Source organism: Liquorilactobacillus uvarum DSM 19971 (assembly GCF_001434935.1).
Classification (GTDB): Bacteria; Bacillota; Bacilli; order Lactobacillales; family Lactobacillaceae; genus Liquorilactobacillus; species Liquorilactobacillus uvarum.
In genome coordinates this window covers 107,537-126,405 of sequence record NZ_AZEG01000001.1, presented here as the reverse complement: position 1 = coordinate 126,405, position 18,869 = coordinate 107,537, and the positions used below count along the sequence as shown (strand labels likewise).

The 18,869-nt window shown below is 38.6% G+C and carries 17 protein-coding genes; 10 read left to right on the top strand and 7 right to left on the bottom strand.

Annotated features, from left to right (window positions below):
- Positions 1 to 72: 72 nt before the first annotated feature.
- A complete protein-coding gene (locus FD20_RS00565) occupies positions 73 to 1,014 on the top strand; it encodes an alpha/beta hydrolase (protein WP_057735560.1) in 942 nt (313 codons plus the stop codon).
- 10 nt (positions 1,015 to 1,024) lie between these two features.
- Here the strand turns inward: FD20_RS00565 and FD20_RS00560 are convergent, their stop codons facing one another.
- The gene (locus FD20_RS00560) at positions 1,025 to 2,068 is read right to left on the bottom strand and encodes an MBL fold metallo-hydrolase (RefSeq protein WP_057735559.1); all 1,044 of its coding nucleotides are present in this window, start codon (positions 2,066 to 2,068) and stop codon (positions 1,025 to 1,027) included.
- 139 nt (positions 2,069 to 2,207) lie between these two features.
- Between FD20_RS00560 and FD20_RS00555 the strand changes: the two genes are divergently transcribed.
- Positions 2,208 to 2,573 carry an iron-sulfur cluster biosynthesis family protein gene (locus tag FD20_RS00555; RefSeq protein WP_057735558.1) on the top strand — a complete coding sequence of 122 codons (366 nt, stop codon included), beginning with the start codon at positions 2,208 to 2,210 and terminating at the stop codon, positions 2,571 to 2,573.
- Positions 2,574 to 2,739: 166 nt separating this feature from the next.
- On the opposite strand, the gene FD20_RS00550 is transcribed toward FD20_RS00555, so the two are convergent.
- The gene (locus tag FD20_RS00550) at positions 2,740 to 4,170 is read right to left on the bottom strand and encodes a C69 family dipeptidase (RefSeq protein WP_057735557.1); all 1,431 of its coding nucleotides are present in this window, start codon (positions 4,168 to 4,170) and stop codon (positions 2,740 to 2,742) included.
- A 172-nt stretch (positions 4,171 to 4,342) separates the two neighbouring features.
- Between FD20_RS00550 and FD20_RS00545 the strand changes: the two genes are divergently transcribed.
- From FD20_RS00545 to lysA, 3 genes are all read left to right on the top strand, one after another.
- The gene (locus FD20_RS00545; protein WP_057735556.1) at positions 4,343 to 5,245 is read left to right on the top strand and encodes a YitT family protein; all 903 of its coding nucleotides are present in this window, start codon (positions 4,343 to 4,345) and stop codon (positions 5,243 to 5,245) included.
- Between the two features lie 178 nt (positions 5,246 to 5,423).
- The gene (locus FD20_RS00540) at positions 5,424 to 5,630 is read left to right on the top strand and encodes a 2-hydroxymuconate tautomerase (RefSeq protein WP_268871927.1); all 207 of its coding nucleotides are present in this window, start codon (positions 5,424 to 5,426) and stop codon (positions 5,628 to 5,630) included.
- Between the two features lie 85 nt (positions 5,631 to 5,715).
- The gene (lysA, locus tag FD20_RS00535) at positions 5,716 to 7,020 is read left to right on the top strand and encodes a diaminopimelate decarboxylase (protein ID WP_057735554.1); all 1,305 of its coding nucleotides are present in this window, start codon (positions 5,716 to 5,718) and stop codon (positions 7,018 to 7,020) included.
- Between the two features lie 126 nt (positions 7,021 to 7,146).
- On the opposite strand, the gene FD20_RS00530 is transcribed toward lysA, so the two are convergent.
- Positions 7,147 to 7,959 carry a Cof-type HAD-IIB family hydrolase gene (locus FD20_RS00530; RefSeq protein ID WP_057735553.1) on the bottom strand — a complete coding sequence of 271 codons (813 nt, stop codon included), beginning with the start codon at positions 7,957 to 7,959 and terminating at the stop codon, positions 7,147 to 7,149.
- 123 nt (positions 7,960 to 8,082) lie between these two features.
- Here FD20_RS00530 and FD20_RS00525 point away from each other — a divergent pair, with 123 nt between their 5' ends.
- The 4 genes from FD20_RS00525 to FD20_RS00510 are packed head-to-tail and all read left to right on the top strand — an operon-like array spanning position 8,083 to position 11,595.
- Positions 8,083 to 8,838 carry an alpha/beta fold hydrolase gene (locus FD20_RS00525; RefSeq protein WP_057735552.1) on the top strand — a complete coding sequence of 252 codons (756 nt, stop codon included), beginning with the start codon at positions 8,083 to 8,085 and terminating at the stop codon, positions 8,836 to 8,838.
- A gap of 31 nt (positions 8,839 to 8,869) precedes the next feature.
- Positions 8,870 to 9,193, top strand: a complete 324-nt coding sequence (locus FD20_RS00520; protein WP_057735551.1) for a metal-sulfur cluster assembly factor — start codon at positions 8,870 to 8,872, stop codon at positions 9,191 to 9,193.
- Positions 9,194 to 9,218: 25 nt separating this feature from the next.
- On the top strand, positions 9,219 to 10,199 hold the full coding sequence (locus FD20_RS00515; RefSeq protein ID WP_057735550.1) for an ABC transporter permease: 981 nt from the start codon (positions 9,219 to 9,221) through the stop codon (positions 10,197 to 10,199).
- 4 nt (positions 10,200 to 10,203) lie between these two features.
- Positions 10,204 to 11,595, top strand: coding sequence for an RsmB/NOP family class I SAM-dependent RNA methyltransferase (locus FD20_RS00510; RefSeq protein WP_057735549.1), 1,392 nt, complete (start codon positions 10,204 to 10,206; stop codon positions 11,593 to 11,595).
- Positions 11,596 to 11,629: 34 nt separating this feature from the next.
- Here the strand turns inward: FD20_RS00510 and fni are convergent, their stop codons facing one another.
- From fni to mvk, 4 genes are read right to left on the bottom strand one after another with little or no spacing between them, the layout of a single operon-like run.
- The gene (gene fni, locus FD20_RS00505) at positions 11,630 to 12,682 is read right to left on the bottom strand and encodes a type 2 isopentenyl-diphosphate Delta-isomerase (protein WP_057735548.1); all 1,053 of its coding nucleotides are present in this window, start codon (positions 12,680 to 12,682) and stop codon (positions 11,630 to 11,632) included.
- A 24-nt stretch (positions 12,683 to 12,706) separates the two neighbouring features.
- Positions 12,707 to 13,780, bottom strand: a complete 1,074-nt coding sequence (locus FD20_RS00500; RefSeq protein ID WP_057735547.1) for a phosphomevalonate kinase — start codon at positions 13,778 to 13,780, stop codon at positions 12,707 to 12,709.
- 34 nt (positions 13,781 to 13,814) lie between these two features.
- Positions 13,815 to 14,792 (bottom strand): diphosphomevalonate decarboxylase, encoded by a 978-nt coding sequence (mvaD, locus tag FD20_RS00495; protein WP_057735546.1) that lies wholly within the window; start codon positions 14,790 to 14,792, stop codon positions 13,815 to 13,817.
- Complete coding sequence (mvk, locus tag FD20_RS00490) at positions 14,792 to 15,757, bottom strand: mevalonate kinase (protein ID WP_338040457.1); 966 nt, start codon at positions 15,755 to 15,757, stop codon at positions 14,792 to 14,794. Before mvk ends, mvaD begins: the two co-directional genes overlap by 1 nt.
- A gap of 239 nt (positions 15,758 to 15,996) precedes the next feature.
- Between mvk and FD20_RS00485 the strand changes: the two genes are divergently transcribed.
- The gene (locus FD20_RS00485) at positions 15,997 to 18,840 is read left to right on the top strand and encodes a helicase C-terminal domain-containing protein (RefSeq protein WP_235807686.1); all 2,844 of its coding nucleotides are present in this window, start codon (positions 15,997 to 15,999) and stop codon (positions 18,838 to 18,840) included.
- Positions 18,841 to 18,869 lie beyond the last annotated feature (29 nt).

Below are 18,869 nucleotides of genomic sequence, written 5' to 3'. Positions count from 1 at the left end.
AAATCAAAGGATTGTGACAAACAACAGTTTTGTCGCAATCTATTTTTGAGTAATAGTATAGGAGAGTGTAGCTTGTTTAAAAGAAAGCAGAAATTTTTTGTTTATAGTTTGATTGCCTTGCTCGTTGTCTTAATCGTTGGGATTACGGGTGCAAGTGCTTATTTGTATTATTTTGCTTTTGAACCGCAAAAACCGCTTAACGGCACAATGGCCTCCAAAAAGAAAGTACAGTTGAAAATTGATAAAAAATGGCTTGCTAAGACTGATAAACAATTGTGGGATGAAACTTCTGCTGGTCAGAATTTGAAACTGAAAGCAACGTATATTCCAGCGGCACATAAAACAAATAAAACAATCATCGTAGCTCATGGCTATCAAGAAGAACATACTCAGATGGCGAGCTACCTTCGTATGTTTCATCGGATGGGTTACAATGTTTTAGCGCCAGATGATCGTGGAGCAGGACAAAGCCAAGGCAAATATATTGGTTTTGGCTGGCCCGATCGGCTTGATTATCTTAAGTGGATTAAACAACTGATTCACAAAAATGGTTCTAACTCGCAAATCGGATTATTCGGTGTCAGTATGGGTGGGGCTACAGTTATGATGATCAGTGGTGAGCACCTGCCGCACCAAGTAAAAGCAATCATTGAAGATAGTGGTTATTCCAGTATTGAAGGTGAACTGACCTATGAACTGAAACAGCGTTTTGGAATTCCCAAACAACCACTGATTACGACTGCAAGTTGGTTCACACAAGCCAAGGCCGGTTTCGATTTCAAAAAAGGTAGTTCTGTTAAACAGCTAAAAAAAAATCAGCTCCCCATTTTCTTTATTCATGGAGGAGCTGACAAATTTGTACCAACTAAGATGGTATATCAGAATTATCGTGCAACGACAGCATATAAAAAAATATGGGTTGCACCTCAAACAGGACATGCAATGGCCTATTATGAATATCCAAAAATTTACCGGCAGAAGGTTGGAAACTTTTTTAAACAATGGCTTAAATAACTTAAAAGAGCTAGCATTGCAGAATGTTAGCGGTGTTTGATCTGCTTTTTAAATCGGCGAGCATTTTTTCGTCAAGCTGTTCAACGGCATGTCTAAAATTACTTTCATCCAACCAAGAATGATTTTGAAATCCATGATCACTCTGGATACTAGGGTCAATGAAGCATGGCTCAAAACTATCTTGCAAGACAAAGTCATTAGGGTGTTCTGTCAATTGCTGTTTATTAATGCCGCAAAAACCACTTTGAGGACTTAGTTTCTGTGTAACCTCAGCTGTAGCATAGTAATAGACAGTATCTTCAGGAAAGAAAAAATGAAGGAGTTCAGCCATTGCAGCAGGCAAAACTAATTTTTTGTCAAGTGCGGTGCAAGTCTCATAAAAACGGTGCAGGCGTTCTGGATTCCAAGGTGAAAGAAAAACGCTGAACGGTTTTGCTGACTGTTTATTCTGTAGTTGCTTACAAAAATTTTTTTGAATGCCATTTTCACTTGTTGGAAGCTGTGCGGGCTTATTGTTGAACATTGCCTTGCTTGTGATAAATGCCTTCATATTTGATGCAGCCATTTTTTTGAGCCATTGCTTGGCTCTTTTTTTGTGTCCTCCATAAAGAGCAAAGATGTTGGCATAGCCAACAGTAGTTTTAGTTTGTATATCACTGATGATAAGTGCCAATGAGCCGTAGAGAGAGTCATCATTTTTATATGCAGTAACTTTGAAAGATCCTATTTTTTGGGGAAAGCCGTAAGGAATAATTTTTCCCATGTTCAAAATCGCAGGGATTAAATTGAAGCGTTGCATTTTTTGAAGTAATAGGAATAGTTCTTGGGACATATAAAATACGATTTTTGGCGAAGCAGAGTAGAGAAGATGCAGATTGTTTTTAGATAATTGGGTAATAATCACTGCTTGAAATTCAAAAATATTTTGTGAAACAAAGAATTTTTCAAAAGTCTCAATAGAAGGATCACACAAAATACATGTGCTATCTCTTTTAGCAATTAAATTTTTATTCAAAAAGAATAAATTATCGATTTTTATGTTAGCTGTAGTCATGAATTATCCCTCATTTCATGTAGGTTCCTCTGAGCTAAATTATAGACTAGCTAGTTAATATTTGCTAATACTCAGGAACATATTTTTTGGCATTTGGGGCTAGATTGTGTACAATATGTTTAGAAATGGAGGGATTCGCATGTATTTAACAATTACGCAAGAAGCGCGAAAAAAGATCATGTCTTATCTCGAGGATTCTAATGATGAACTTTTATTGGACTTTGATGATGGTGTTGGATCACTTTCACGTGTAGGGGTTTGTTCACTTGACTCTGTTTTTCGTATTTTAATTGTTTCTGATGATATTGATACGCATGACTATGATAAAAAGATTGATTCTGATATCGGGCCTTTCAAAATCAAAGGTTACAGTGAAATGTATATGGATGAAGAAATGAAGTTAGATGTTAACGAAGTTAACCAAATGTTACGTTTGACGGGTGCTAATTCAGGTGAACTGACTGCCGCAGTTCAAATTGAGCGAATAGAGAAGAAAACAGTGTAAATGCAGTACAATCTGGTTATAAAAGGAAGACCTTGACAAAATATTTTTTGTCGAGGTCTTTTTGTCTAATTTAAGATTTTGCAGTAATGCATTCTAAAAGCTGATTTTATTGGTTGTTTTTAATTGTACACAATTAAAAACTGGATAACACAGAAAATAATATTAATTAGAGATTTTCATCGGTTTTGAAGTTAAGTGGCGAAAGTTCAGTAGATTCTGTTATTAGTTGAGCTATTAGATCATCTACTTTATCAAGTCCAATTTGTGCATTGGCATAGCTTGTTTTTGTTAGAAAAGCAGCACGTTTTTGATGAGAAAGATTCTCGGCCTCAATATCACTTTGACGTACACGAGTTTTAAAGAGGGTGCGCAGCTCTTTTTGCAGGGAACTCAGTTGCATACCAAATTTGTTGTAATGTGCATCAACTAGGATCCCTAGCAATTTATAGCGCCAGTACGCTGAATCGAAACTATAAGTACTGCCGCCTTTTTGATAAGCTGGATGAGTATCAGTTATTCCAGAATAAAAAGGAACGAAGATACTTTGAGCAGTAACACCCATGGCAAGCCAATGCAAACCGCTGATTTCAAGTGGAAGCTCGGGCCGTATTTGCAGAATATGTGATTCTTGTGTCTTCGCTAGGCTGATTGGCCGGAACTTTCTTGAGGTGTTAGGAGAATCATTTCCTAACGGATCATAAGCTGTTCCTTGAAAATGTGAAGCCAGGACATATTCAAGATCGTCATTATTTAGCAAGCGGTCTGCTCGCTGAATAAATGGAAGCTCCTCACTCATGGGTTCCTGTTTGCATGAAGGTGTCAAATATTTCTGCCCATACCAGACACGTGGAGTGCTATAAATTTCATCGCTCAGTTCCTGAGTGCCAAAAATTTTTCTAAAATTAAATTCGTTCTGAGAAATATTTAAATTGTTTTCTTGAACAAATTTGAGTATTTTAGATGCGTACATAAAATTTGAAGAATCTCCAAAATCGATTTTTTGAATAGCTAACTGATTGGCAACGACTGCATACGCATCATCAGGAATTCGTTGCGCAACCCAGTAATGTCCGGTGGCAATCTCCATGTACCAAACATCATTTTTATCTGAAAACAAAACACCATTGGTTTCACTGGCACCATATTTTTCAACGATAGCACCTAAATAAGCTACCCCCTCACGTGCGGAGTGAATGTAAGGAAGTGTCACGGTCACCATTGCTTCTTCACCAATTCCATCTTTTACCAGCGGGTCCGCTCCAAGGACGCGTTCGTTGGCGTATGCGCTCTCAGTTGCGCTCATAGCGACCCCGTATTCGTTGATTCCATCTTCTTCAAAAAGGCCGAATTTGGAAGTCCATTCAGGCGTTGCAGTATATTTGCCTCTGATCAGAGGCAATTCGATGGTAAAACGATTATCCGGTGAAACAAAGACCTGTTGTTGTTTAAATTCTTTATGCGGATGAACGACTAGATGTTTCGGCCAAGCAGACTTTGCATCTTCATTACGTGCAATGAAAGTTGAACCATCAGCCGTTGCTTTTTTTCCTACTAGGATGCTTGTACAAGCAGAAAAATCTTTTTGTTTAAAAGACAATGTAAAACTCCTTTCTTTTTTTGCTTTCGTTCGTTAAAATGATTTTAGCATATTAGTTCGTTTAATTGCTTGTAAAATTGTATTTTAATAAGTAGTCTTATACTCGTAGATATTGTTTTTTTTTAATAATACACACCCATGTTTGATGGGCAATAAAAATGGGGGATCAAATATGGAGATTAGAATTTCGGATGAAGTAAAAAGAATTGCTGTTGCCGTTTTGGCAGGAGTTGTCTTGGCTGTAGGACTGAATTTTTTTATGATACCAGGTAATATTTTTGCTTCAGGTTTTAATGGAATTGCGCAGCTTTTATCGTCAATCCTCAATAAAATGTTTCAGATTAAAATTGATACTGGATACTTTATTCTTTTGCTGAATATCCCTGTAGGTATCTTAGGGTGGTTGAAAGTAGGTCGGAATTTTACATATTATAGTGTGGTCACCATTATTTCAACAACATTCTTTGCTATTGTAATTCCAGTACAGCGCTTTACGCCAGATCCTCTAATGAGTGGGTTGTTTGGCGGCGTATTAACCGGGGTTGGAATTGGTGCAGCTTTACGTTACGGTTTTTCAACAGGTGGCATGGATATCATTGCGGTTATTATAAACAAAACGACGGGCAAATCAGTTGGTTTTGTGATGTTGATAATCAATATGTTCATTATTTTGACAGCAGGTTTTTTCTTTGGCTGGCAGAGTGCGCTTTATACGATTATTTCCAACTATGCAATGACGCGCGTCATTGATGGAATTCATACATCTCATCAGAAGTTGACTGCATTTGTTGTTACGAACAGGTCTAAAAACATTATTCCAGTTTTGCGACGGTCATTGGTCAGAGGGGTTACAATAATGCCATCAAAAGGTGGGTATTCAGGTGAGGATAGTCAAGTTTTAATGATTGTTATCACTCGCTACGAGCTTTATCATTTCAAGCAGATTATTAATCAGGAAGATCCCACTGCTTTTGTTAATTTTGTGAACACATCAGACATTGCTGGAAACTTTTTCGATGAGGATCAACAGGCAAAAATCAGTGCACGTGCCGCGCAATTAAATAAAAAAAGGTAGAATAAAAAATGGCGGAAGCGCTTTAAAAATTAGATTTTGGAACGCAATGTCAGCTTCAATATAGCTGAATTATTTGTTGGAAATTTAATTGCTTTCTAATCGTATATCTGGTTTAATATACATAGAGTAATTAGAGTTGGAGTGCGCTTATTAAGTATTCTTAACCGCACTGCTGAATTTGAAAAGGAGTAGTAAAATGCCGATTGTACATATTGATTTGATTGCAGGACGTTCTCAAGAACAACTTAAACACTTAGTGGAGGATGTTACAAAAGCTGTTTCTAAAAATACAGGAGCACCGGCTGAACATGTCCACGTTATTCTCAGTGAAATGCAAAAGAATCGCTATAGTGTTGGTGGCGTTCTTAAGAGTGACGAGAAGTAGATGTTTTTGATTTCAAGCTGGGCAAGATACCTAGCTTTTTTTTATTATTTAAGACTATTTATAAGATGAGAGAGGATGTTTGAAGTTGGCAAATTTATCAGATTCATTCGAAATTAATCAAGCTGGACATTTAGCAATTGGCGGGGTTGATACGCTTAAACTGGCTCAAAAATATGGAACTCCTCTAATTGCATATGATGTTTCCAAGATAAAATCCAAGATAAAACACTTCAAACAGGCCTTTATTGATGCTGAAGTTCCATACCGTGTTGTTTATGCAAGCAAAGCTTTTTCAGCAATGGCAATGTACCAGTTGGTCGCACAAGAGGGACTTGGTTGTGATGTGGTTTCGGGTGGCGAGCTTTATACTGCTTTGAAGGGCGGAATGCCACCGGAACGTATTGAGTTTCATGGTAATAATAAGTTACCTTCTGAATTGGAAATGGCTGTTGATGCCAAAATAGGCTGTATTGTCGTGGATAACTTCCAAGAAATAGAATTTTTGGATGCTATTTTGCAAAAAAAAGAGACATCGATATCTGTTGTTTTGCGTGTTGCACCAGGAATTGAAGCAGAGACGCACAAATATATTTCAACGGGACAGGAAAATTCTAAGTTTGGTTTTGATGTTCATAGTGGACAGTCTGAAAAAGCTCTCAAGCAACTTATTGAAAATCCGCGTATGAATGTTAAAGGAATCCATTGTCATATTGGATCACAGATTTTTTCTGCCAAAGGTTTTGTGATGGCGGTTGAAAAAATGGTCTCTTTACTGAATGAATGGCATGAAAAATATGCTTTTGAAGCTGAGGTACTTAATTTGGGTGGGGGTTTTGGAACCCGCTACACTGAGCAGGATAAACCACTTCCACCTGAAGCTTTTGCTGAGAAAATCATTGCAGCTGTTAAAAGAAAAGTAGCTGATCTCGGTTTGAAAATGCCGGAAATTTGGATTGAACCAGGACGTTCCTTAGCAGGTGAAGCAGCGGCTACCCTTTATACGGTTGGTTCGCGCAAAGACGTTGAAGGGGTGTGTCATTTTGTTTCTGTTGACGGTGGGATGGGTGACAATATTCGTCCTGCATTATATCAGGCAAAATATGAAGCGTGGTTAGCTAATAAGCCTCAAGCTTTGCAGGAACAAATCGTAACAGTTGTTGGTAAGTATTGCGAATCTGGCGATATCTTAGTGCGCGATGCACCACTTCCAATAACACATCCTGGGGATATTCTGGCCATTCCATCAACTGGAGCATATGGCTATACAATGGCTAGCAACTATAATCGTAATCCTCGTCCAGCCGTTGTTTTTTGCGAAAATGGCGTGGATAAACTAATTATTCGACGTGAAACCTATGAGGACATGTTGGGTTGTGATTTAGGGCTGTAGAATGTTTTTTTATTTAAAATAACAGAAAAATAAAAAAGCTTAAGGTCGAGGTTGAAATGATCTCGTTCTTAGGCTATTTTATGTTGCGTATCTCTAATAGGTTCGGTCTAATAATAAGCAAATTTTTTATTCGGCCAATTTTAAATAGTTTTCAAGGTAAGCTGCTAAACCATCTTGAGTGTTATCCTTAGCTGTGACATCATTTGCTATTTTTTTCAATTCATCAGTACCATTATTCATTACGACACCCCAACCAGCATAATCAATCATTTCACGATCGTTATGTTCATCACCGAAGGCAACAATATTACTGCGGTCAATTTTAAAATTATCAGCCAAATGCTTGATTCCAACGGCTTTGTTCACACCCTTGGGTTCAAGCTCGAGAACAGGATTAACTCCGCCCCAAACACCAACTTCGACGCTTGAACCGTAGACTTGCTCTAAATGCTGGATAATTTTATCCTTCTTTTTATCATCAACTAAGATCGTTAATGAAGTAGGATCAGATTTTAAATTCTGCTGATTTAGTACCTGTTCAGAACTGAGTGGTACTGGAAAGAAGTCATCAACGACAGCATGCGGATTGCTGGCTAAGATCATTGATTTTTTTTCAGCAGCCATCAGTTTGATTCCAAAATTATCCATATTTTTTAGCAAGTCAAGTGCAATTTCGCGAGGGAAAGTTTTTTGGTATTCTTTGTCCCAGTTTTGATGCGGAATATGTCCTAAGCCGCCATTAAAATTGATCATGGGAGTTTTTATATTCAAATCATCGTAGATATATTTTGATATGCGATATGGGCGGCCTGTAACGATTGAAACGATATGACCGGCACGACTTGCTTTCTGCAGAACTTTTTTTGTTTTTTGACTAATAAGAGAGTGTTCATTTAATGTAGTTCCATCTAAATCTAATGCTATTAATTTCTGTTGCACGTTAGTTCACCTCATATTAAGAAGAATTCATAGGATTTAAGATACCATAAAAGCAAGTTATTTACTAGAGTTTGCCTTTAATGTCGTTGTATAATGTTACCATACTATTATGGGGGCGACAGCATGATTACAATTACGTCAAAAGAAATAAAGAAAATTCCTGTCTTGGAGCTTGTCCAGTCAGATAAGAAAGAAGATGTGTTGCCGCTGGTATTTTTTTATCATGGTTGGACGGGGTGCAAGGAAAAAGTGTTAACGCAGGGATACGAGATAGCTAAAAGAGGATTCAGAGTGGTCTTACCGGATGCACTCTACCATGGCGAGCGCCTGGTTTCAGGGAAAGCTTCAGAACACAAACTCGAGTTTTGGAAAATAATTGTTAATTCAATTAAAGAATTTCCAGATTTGCTAACTTATTATCGCAACAAATTTGGAATTAAGAGTGAAAAAATCGGAGTTAGTGGACTTTCAATGGGGGGAATCACTACCTGTGCATTGCTGCGTGTTTATCCGCAGATAACAGCTGCAGTCTGTCTGATGGGATCCCCAGCACCCAGCTCATTTGCGCGCCAACTGTTACATGCAATACCAGGGATGGAAGAGATCAATCCGAATTATGTGGAAGATCAGATCAAGTCTTTAGAGGTCATGGATCTTTCGCTAAATCCTCAAAAAATCAACTCGCGTCCAATTCATTTTTGGCATGGAACTAATGACGCGACAGTGCCATACCAGCCAACAAAATCTTTTTTTGAGCAAATAAGAAATCATTCGTATGCAAAAAATGTGACATTTACTACTACCCAAGGTGCAACACATAAGGTATCATATGAAACAACAGTCGAAATGGCAGATAAGTTTGCTGATTATCTGGCATAAAATTTAAGAGAAATATTTAGGAGGATTTTCCATGGAAAATCAAAGGGATCAAGAAACAATAAAAAATGAAATACTTGAAAAATTGGAAGATGTGATCGATCCTGAGTTAGGGGTCGATATTGTCAATCTCGGGCTTGTGTATGAAATTAACTTAAATGAAGCAGGTCTGTGCGAAATTCAAATGACTTTGACAACAATGGGGTGTCCACTGACAGATGTTTTGGCTGACATGGTGGATCGTGCACTTGTTTCGGTTCCTGAAATTGAAAAGGTTGATGTCAAATTTGTATGGGAACCGGCGTGGTCAATTGATAAAATGACTAGATACGCCAAGATGGCACTTGGTATTCATTAGATCAGCCAGTTAGGGGACGTATACTGTGATAAAGAAGAATGTTTGGCTGGTACTCTATGCAATGTTGCTGGCTTTTCTCAGTGTTTCACTGTTTTTAAAGATTCAGGAGCGGAATCTGACCATCAAGCTGAACAATCATAATCTCTCTGCTGATGCGTACTTAATCACATTAAAAGACAAAACGACGGTTGCACAGCTTGATGATAAACTACAAAATTCATCCAAACTAGAAGATGTTCAGGTGCACTATCAGGACAAGAAACGTAAAAATGTCACGTATTTTTACGGTGTAGGTAATTTTGCAGTACCACCAATGTTGAAAGGTAGTTTTTTTTCGCTGGCTGATTTTAAGTCGCAAGTAAATGTCGCTGTTGTTGGACAAAATTATGAAAAGAAATTGTATACACCAAAGGATCAAAGTTATTTAAAAATGGATAATAAGTACATTCCTGTGCTTGGTGTGATGGGGAACCATCAAGACACGGATCTGGATAACCAGATTTTTATTTCACTCAATGAACAGCAGCGAACTAAGGTGCTGGCTAATAATTTTCGAATCGTGATAGACGGAAAACACACTTTAAATAAGCATAGTGTTAGAAAAATCTTGAATGCATCAGGTGTTCGCCATCTTAACCGCAAGCATTTCTTGATTCAACAAGATTCATGGGTCGTATCGCATCTAAGTGAACTTTTAGGTCTGGCTTTAATTACACTTGCTTTTTTGAGCGGAGCTTTCATATGCAAACTTTTTGCACGCAGAGAGTATTTAGAAGCTGTTTTTTTGAAAAAGGATGTTAAAAAATTTATTTTTGAAGAATGGCAGTTTTTTGCCTTATTTAATGGACTAGGTACCATTTTCGGGATAATAATTGGTTTATTAGCCTTTGATATTACTGAATATGTTGTAATTTTTGTTTATAATCTCGGAGTATTCTTATTAACCAATTGTTTGTATGTAGTCTTGTTGAAAAAGCAAATTAAAAAGTTGAACAAAGGGGATTAATTGAATGGATTTACCAGAAGGTTTTGTCTCTAAATATCAGAAAATATTAGGAGATGAGGCACCAGCTTTTTTTTCGAGTTTGGCTGGTGAGGTCAAGAAAGGTTTTAGACTTAACACGCTAAAAGAAAATCCGGAAGAAGTTGATTTTGATCTGACCTATCCGGTCGAATATGTACCAACCGGTTATTATGGAACCGTTTCGGGACGCTCACTGGAACATCAGACGGGGTATGTTTACAGTCAGGAGCCAAGCGCAATGTATGTAGGCGAGGTTGCAGATGTAACTCCAGGTGAGCGTGTTCTTGATCTTTGTGCTGCCCCAGGAGGAAAATCGACGCAAGTTGCTGCCAAGCTTGCGGGAAAAGGACTGTTGGTTGCAAATGAAATAGATCGCAAACGGGCGGCTATTTTATCAGAGAATATCGAACGTGCAGGTGCTTCAAATGTAATTGTTTTGAATGAAGATCCGCAAACGTTGTCTAAGTATTTACCAGGATTTTTTGATAAAATATTAATTGATGCGCCTTGCTCAGGAGAAGGCATGTTTCGCAAAAATCCGCAAGCAATAAACTACTGGCACTCAAAGTATGCTGATGAATGTGCTCAACGTCAACGCAAAATATTGGAAGATGCTGTGAAAATGCTTCGTCAGGGAGGACAGTTAATTTACTCGACATGTACCTTTGCGCCTGAAGAAGATGAACAAATTATTGCTTGGCTGCTGAAACAGTATGAATATCTTAAAATTGTACCCTTAAAAAAATGGCATGGAATGGATGCAGGGATGCCTCGACTTGCAGATAATGATCAGCGTTTGTTAGGGACTGTTCGTTTATTTCCACATCATTTTAATGGTGAAGGACATTTTATTGCTAAGTTACAAGATCAGCGGCCTCAAGAAATACTAAAAAAAAGCAAGAAAAAGAAAAACAGAAATCGAGTTCTTAGAAAGCCAACAAGTAGCGAACGTTCTTTATGGAATGATTTTGAGCAGATGATGTTTACGCCTGATGTGTCCTTCCCAGCAGCTGAGTTACGGTGCTGGGGCGAGCGTTTGTACTGGTCACCTGAAAGCAGCCCTGATTTAACTGATTTACGCTTTATGCGGCCTGGGTTGGAACTTGGTGTTTTTAAGAAAAAAAGATTTGAACCGAGTTATGCACTAGCTCTTTATTTAGGACCACGTCGTGCGGTACGTGTGCTTAATTTTAAGCACACGGAGTGGGAGAGTTACGTTCAAGGAAACACTATCGCGTATAGCGGTAATGGGCTTGAAAACGGATGGTATCTGCTTTGTTGTGAAAATAAAAGTTTTTGTTTCGGAAAATTTGTGAATGGAACCGTAAAAAACTTTTTTCCAAAAGGGCTTCGGCTTCATCCAATTTTAAAAAAATAAAACAAGAGAAACTAACCGGCCTTCACAAGGTTTGCTAGTTTCTCTTGTTTTTTTGTGGATAGTTTTGTAACTGTTTCTGAAAGATATATAGTTCAGGTGCTAAGGTAAAGTCTGCTTGACGAAGTTCTGCGATGTTATGGCAACCAAGAAGGACCATCAAAGACTGAACTTGGTATTTAAGTTTTTCAATCAGTTCAATTAAACCAGCACTGTCCTGTTTGAGAACAGTATGAAGAAATAAACCTGAGATACCAACATTATCAGCCCCAAGAACTAAGCATTTGACAATATCGAGTGCATTTCTGATACCGCCGGAAGCTGTAAAAGAAAATTCTTTTTGAAAGGGCTGACTAGCTATCAGTGTTTCAGCGGTTGAAAGTCCAAAGTTATCGAGCAACGGAAAATCTTTAGCATGACGTCGTTGATTTTCAATTTTAGCGAAGTTTGTGCCACCGCGTCCTGAGAGATCAACGTATTTGATTCCTAAATTTTTAAATTGCTGCAGTAAACGTGGACTGATGCCGAAGCCGACTTCTTTAACCAAAACAGGAATTTCAAGGTTGGTTATGATTTTTTTTAAATTTTCACGCCATTTAAGTTTGCGATCACCTTCAGGCATAACGATCTCCTGTGCAGCATTAAGATGAATTTCAAGTATATCAGCTTTTAACAGTGCGACAGCCCTTTTTGCATCCTCAAGACTATGATCGGCTCCTAAATTGCCTAAAACAATGCCGTCAGGAATTTCTTTCCTAACGATACTAAAGCTTGATTCAACCTCAGGCAGTTTAAGAGCGATGCTTTCAGAACCGGTTGCCATGGGGATGCCTGTAGCGGCAGCGGCAGCAGCAAGCTTTTCATTTAACTTGGCAGTTGATGGACTCCCACCAGACATCGCGTTGATAAAAAAAGGAGCCGGAATTGGTATTCCAGCTAACGTAGTTGTTATATTGACCTCATCCCACGCAATTTCAGGAAGGTTGTTTGGGAAAAGTTTGATCTGATCCAAACCATTTGTACTCTCGGATTGATAAAGTTTTTCAGCAATAAAAACATGTTCGTCTTTTCGATGAGAATGTGAATTCATTGTCCAGACCTTCCTTTCCATTCGTTAATCGTTGACGCGGTGTACATGCAGATTGAGCGGTTCAATCCCGATCTTTTTCCAATTGTTCAACAGTTCTTGAATATCAATAGAATTATCGATTAAAACAATACCGCAATCGCCGCCGCCTGCGCCAGAAGTTTTGGAAGCGCCGTTCAGCTTTTCCGCAGTTTCGCATAATAGGTGCAAAAGTGGTGTTTCAATTTGGACATCGCTTAATTCTCCAAGTGATTGCAGTAATTTACGATTACAACGTATTTCTTTTTTTATGACCTCAAAGCTTTTTGCTCGAAAGCCTCTAATCATTCGTTTTAAACATTCCTTACTCTCGTTCAGAAAGTTTTGATAGCTTTTGAGACGTTCAGCTTTCTTGAGACCAACTGCATCAACTAAATGTGATGTTGATGCAGGCGAGCCCGTCCAACCTATCAGCAATGAAAGTTCATTGGGTGGGGTTAATAATTCAACCTTTAATTGCGGCCACTTCAGATCAATCAGTTCGGTTAGCGAATATTGATGGCGGGCTTTTTTTAGCCAATCTCGGTCAAAGGAGTTATACGCTATCCATCCTCCGTAGACACTTGCCGCAATATCTCCTAACGAACCGTTTCCTTGAATATCCAAATGCGCAATTGCAGATAATTTGAAAAGCCGGCTTTTAGTCATAGGGAGATTGTAGAAGCGGCATAAGGCTTTAACAGTCGCAACGGTAACGGCTGCTGAACTCCCTAAACCGTATTTTTTGCCATCAGGGCTGTCTAGGTCACTATCGATCCTCAGATGATAGCATTTCATTTTTTTGCCTAATGCTTGTGCGTAGGCTTCTGTCAGTTTTATGGCCGAGAGGATATAATGAAATGGATTGTCACGATTGTCGAAAATCATGTGATTTCCTTCGCGCTTCCAGAGAAGTGAATTCTCTTGATATTGCTGCGAATAAATTGATCCATAATCGTTACTTTCTTTGACTGTGACTGTTACAAATTGATTAAGTGCCACAAGAATTGCAGGAAATCCGGTTTCAACGACTGCATATTCGCCTGCAATATAAAGTTTTCCTGGTGCTTTGACCGTAATCAAAAAATCATGCCCCTTCAACGAATTAAATATAATTTTATTTTTTATTGATTAGTTGTACGCCCGGACCCGGGTGTGCAATCAATAACTGTTTTTTATCAAATTTAACTGCAAGTCTTCTCAAAATTTCTTCACTGTCTTCAACAGAGCAGAGAATTTTAACATTTGGGCCTGCATCCAATGTATAATAACAACAAATACCCTCTGAACGCAACAATTCTACTAGATGCATCACTTCAATGGTCGCAGATTCAAAATAGCTGAAGTGAGGACTGGCGCTCATATTCAAGGCATGCATCTTCATTGCATTTTCTTCAGTAATTTCGCCAACTTTTTTCAGATTGCGTTCTTTAATAGCTTTTTTTATAGCAGTAAGATCATGCTCAGCGCTTTTGATCCAAGCAGGATAGAAGGGGGAGGTTTCAACCACTCGCTGCATTCCTACGCGACTCGAAATTTTTTTTCGAGCTTTGTCGATTACAACTGCAATCATGCAAATGTTCCAATCAGTGTTTTCTTCAATCGGAACAGCAAACGAACTTAAATCATCGTGTCCGCGCTGCCATTCAACGAAGCCGCCATATATTGAACGGCTGGCTGATCCCGAGCCTCTACGAGCAAGCCGTGAAAGTTCAGGAAGGGATAGCTGCATTCCTGCTGCTCGGCTAGCTGCTAATGCCAATGCTGCATAGGCTGAAGCTGAAGAGGCCAAACCGGCTGTTGTTGGAACATGGTTGATAGACTTGATATGGGCAAATGCTTTTAACTCAGATTTTGAACGAACTAAATCCATAAAATGTGCAACTTTAGCTGCATCTTTTTTCTCATCATTCAGATAAAAAAGGTCTTGTTTTAAGTCTGAATCAAAGTAAACTTCAGTATCTGTATAAAAACGATCTAATGTCAATGAAAGACTGCTGTTCATCGGAAGTATCAATTGCTTATCTTTTTTACCCCAATATTTGATTAATGCAATATTAGTGTGGGCACGAGCCGTGAATGGTTTTGAAATCATTAGTTATTTTCCTCCTCAGGATCGTTTCCTAATGGCTGAATCCATGTCTCAGTGACACCTTTCTTGCGTAACTGGCGGGCAATTTCTTTTGCTGATTTTTGATTTCTTACAAGTGAAATGAAACAACCCCCACGTCCACCCCCCGTGAGCTTACTGCCTAATGCTCCAAAAGCAAGACTTGTTTTGATGAGATCGTCAAGCTGCTTGTTGCTAACACCAAGTGCAGCGAGCTGTGATTGAGCAATGTTAAACGTTTTTCCCAATCCTGAAGGATCATCGTTGGCAATTTGCTGACGCGCCGCGAAAGCAAGTTCTCCAAGTTTGTTAATCAATGCTTGTGTTGCTTCAGGATCGCTTTCCAATCTCTTCTTCACACTTGATACTGCCTCGCCAGTACGTCCCCTTATACCGCTATCACAAATCAAAAGACAGGCGTTTAAATTAATTGGCAATGTAAAAAGTTCTTTGTTTTTAATCATCCAAACGGGTTGCGAGCTTGCAGAAGTAGCCGCGTCAAGTCCGCTGGGATTGCCATGAATATCTTTTTCTGCTATATTTGCGAGCTGAAGGAGCTTGGAATGGGTGAGATGCCATCCAAAGTAAGTATAAAGTGCTCTAACTACAGCAATAGCAGTGGCTGCTGAGGAACCCATGCCTCTTTCAGCAGGAAGATCGCTCGTGATCGTCATGATGAAAGAGCTATTCATCATGGAATGTGCTTCTAAAATATAGTTGATCAGATGTTTTATTCCAGAAAGAGAAGTTGGAGAATTCTTGAGTTCTCCATCAAAGTAACGGCTATGCAAGATGCGTGGGCCATTACTTGAGTCTTTTATATGTACTTTTGTTTTTACCTTGGATAGCGGCAGTGCAATTGCTGGTTGACCATAAACAACTGAATGCTCTCCAATCAGGATTATCTTGGCGTGGCTTTCTCCATTTCCGGAATGCATAATTTTGGCCAAATCAATGCTCCCTTTCTACTACGAATGGTTATTACCATTAACATCATACTACAAAGATCCTTAAATTATTATAAATATTGGCTCGTTACAAACAAATAAGATTATACATATTTATTAACATTCTGACAATATAACAATCTTTAAAGGTGTTAAATATTGGATAAGATCATGCTTGATAATCAAATGTTGTTTAGATTGATTAATAGATTTTAATTTAGAGCGCTTAAAAGGCCGGATATGTGCTAAAATGGCGAGTAGATTATGCTAAGAAAGTCGGTGGAACAATGAACTTGGCAGGCACGTATGCAGTCGTTGATATTGAGACGACTGGAACCAGTATAGATGGTACAAATCGAATGATCCAGTTTAGTTGTGTTTTTGTTAAGGGTGGAAAAATAATCAATAGCTTCAACACAATGATTAATCCTTTAATGCCAATTCCAAAAGAAGTTCAGCACTTAACAGGAATTACGAACAAAGATGTAAAAAAAGCACCATTGTTTGAGGATGTTGCAGGAACGATTTTTGCTCTTTTACAGGATACAACTTTTGTGGCACACAATATAAACTTTGACTATCGTTTCTTAAATGCCGAATTTGAACGTGTAGGTTACCCTGCAAGTGAATTAGAGGGAATAGATACAGTTCAACTGAGTCAAATATTGTTGCCGACACTACCGAGTTTTAAGCTGAGTTATTTGAGCGAATACCTTAATCTAAGTCATCGTCATCCACATCATGCTGATAGTGATGCAGAAGCGACTGCGCAGTTATTGATTTTCTTATTGAAAACAATTGCTAATCTGCCGCTTCGCTGTCTCGAGGTGATCACATCATATCAAAATAGTTTGCTGATGCAGACCGGGTCGTGTTTTAAAGAAGCATTTGAAAAAAGGCAGCGTAAAGACAATGTTTTGCCAGCATATCTTCAAGAAGTTGGCGGAATTGTACTGCGGCGCTTCGGATTGTCAACTAGGCCGCAAAAAGAAAAAACTTATCCTCAAACAACTGCCTCCAAGAGAAAACTGTTTGCAAATGTTCTTGAATGGCGCCCAGTTCAAATTGAAATGATGGATCATGTGCACGAATTGCTAGAAAAGAATGATCATTCACGCTTAGTTCTCGAAGCTCCAACGGGGTTAGGTAAAACGTTGGGTTATCTTATACCGGCTGCCTATGCTGTAAACAAAGGGAAAAAAGTGGTGGTAAGTACTGCAACCACAGCTTTGCAGACCCAAATGAAAGAACAGGTTTTGCCTCTTTTGCAGCAAATTTTACCTTTCGAGATCGAAGCAGCGGTTCTTAAGGGAAGTCACCACTATCTTGATTTGGAAAAGTTCAGCCAATCTTTACACCAGCCTCAAGGAAAACAGACGCGGTTGTTACAGTTACGTTTGTTGGTTTGGCTGACTATTACAAAAACAGGTGATCTTTCTGAATTGCATCTGACAAAATATCAAAATCCTCTGTTTAATGAGATAAGACATCATGGGCTTGATAGTTTAGAGGCGGGCAGCGCCTTTTTCACTTATGATTTTGTTCGTCGACAGCGGATGTATCAGGATAACGCTGACTTGTTGATTGCAAATCACTCATATTTATTAAACCATGTTGAAATTTTAGGCAGCCCAGAAGCAAATTTGATCATTGATGAAGCTCAGCATCTTTCCAGCATGGCGCTTGCAAGCAATCGGGATGAGATTGATTTTGATGAGTTAAAAATTATCTGTGACTCGCTTCTAGTGAAGATTGGGTCGCACGTTTCGTTTGCTTTTGAGCAGCTTGAGAAACAAAAATTTATTACACATGCCGAAAATCATGAAGTAGCTGAAAATATTCGGATTATTGATCAGCGCATTCCTGAAATTAGGGATAATCTGATGCATCGATTTGTTCAGAAAAACGGAACTAAGAAAGATTTTTTTGAGAGTATTGTCCCAGTAAATCGACTCAGAGGTTTTATCAAAGAAAATTATGCAAGTATTGAATACGTCAACAAAGCTTTTGAAAATTTTGAGCAGGAATATCAGAAACTAATGCGGCGCTTTGAGGAATTTAAAGTTGAAAATAGATTAGACAAAAAAGCAGTTCATTTTTTGAATGATTTTTTTGCTCTTTCACGAAGATTAGTTGACTGTCGACAATATTGGATGCGGATGGAGCTAACTAGACTAGAAAAGCAGGAGGATGAGACAATTGTTTGGCTCTCAATTCCGTTGGATAATCCCGGTGCGCATTTGAGGTTGCAGTTTGGTTTGCTACAGGTAAAGAACTTCTTACGTCCGTATGTCTATAATAATTTTCAGCACGTTCTTTTTGTAGGTGCAAGTCTGTTGCTTCCAAATACGATGGATTATACGCTTGATCAACTAGATCTCCCACATGACACACAAATAGTGCAGTTGCCAGGAGCGTTTGATTATCACAAACAAGCATTGGCATTGATAGCAGCAGATGCACCGGACGTCACACATGAACTTGATAATTACATTGCTTATTTGGCAGAAACGCTGAAAGAAATTATTTTGGATAATAAACGGCAGACATTAATTTTATTTAATTCTTTAGCGATGATTGAAAAAGTTTATCATTTTTTGAGTGAGAGCGGGGTCACATTGCAGCGTGAGATTTTAGCTCAGGGAGTGACCGGCAGTAATGAAAAAATCATGAAACGTTTCCGATTATCTAAAGATACTGTTCTATTAGGAGCTGGTACTTTTTGGGAAGGTATCGATTTGCCTAAAGATCGTCTGGAACTATTGGTGATCACACGTCTTCCATTTCAAGCGCCAGATACTTTGATCAACCGTGTCAAATATCGCAATTTAATGCTTGAAGGACAAGATCCATTTCAGAACATTGCACTGCCCGAGGCTATGATGCGCTTAAAACAAGGATTAGGGCGTTTGATACGTACACCAGAGGATCGCGGGGTAATAATTCTACTGGATAGCCGGGTTGTGACCAAAAATTACGGTACACAAATGCAGAAAGTGTTCCCGACAACTATGCCACGCAAAATAATTAAAACAAATGAGATAAAGAAACATTTATTGAATTTTTGGGAAAATCAACAACCGTGACTTCAAAAAAAAATTGATTATTGCTATAA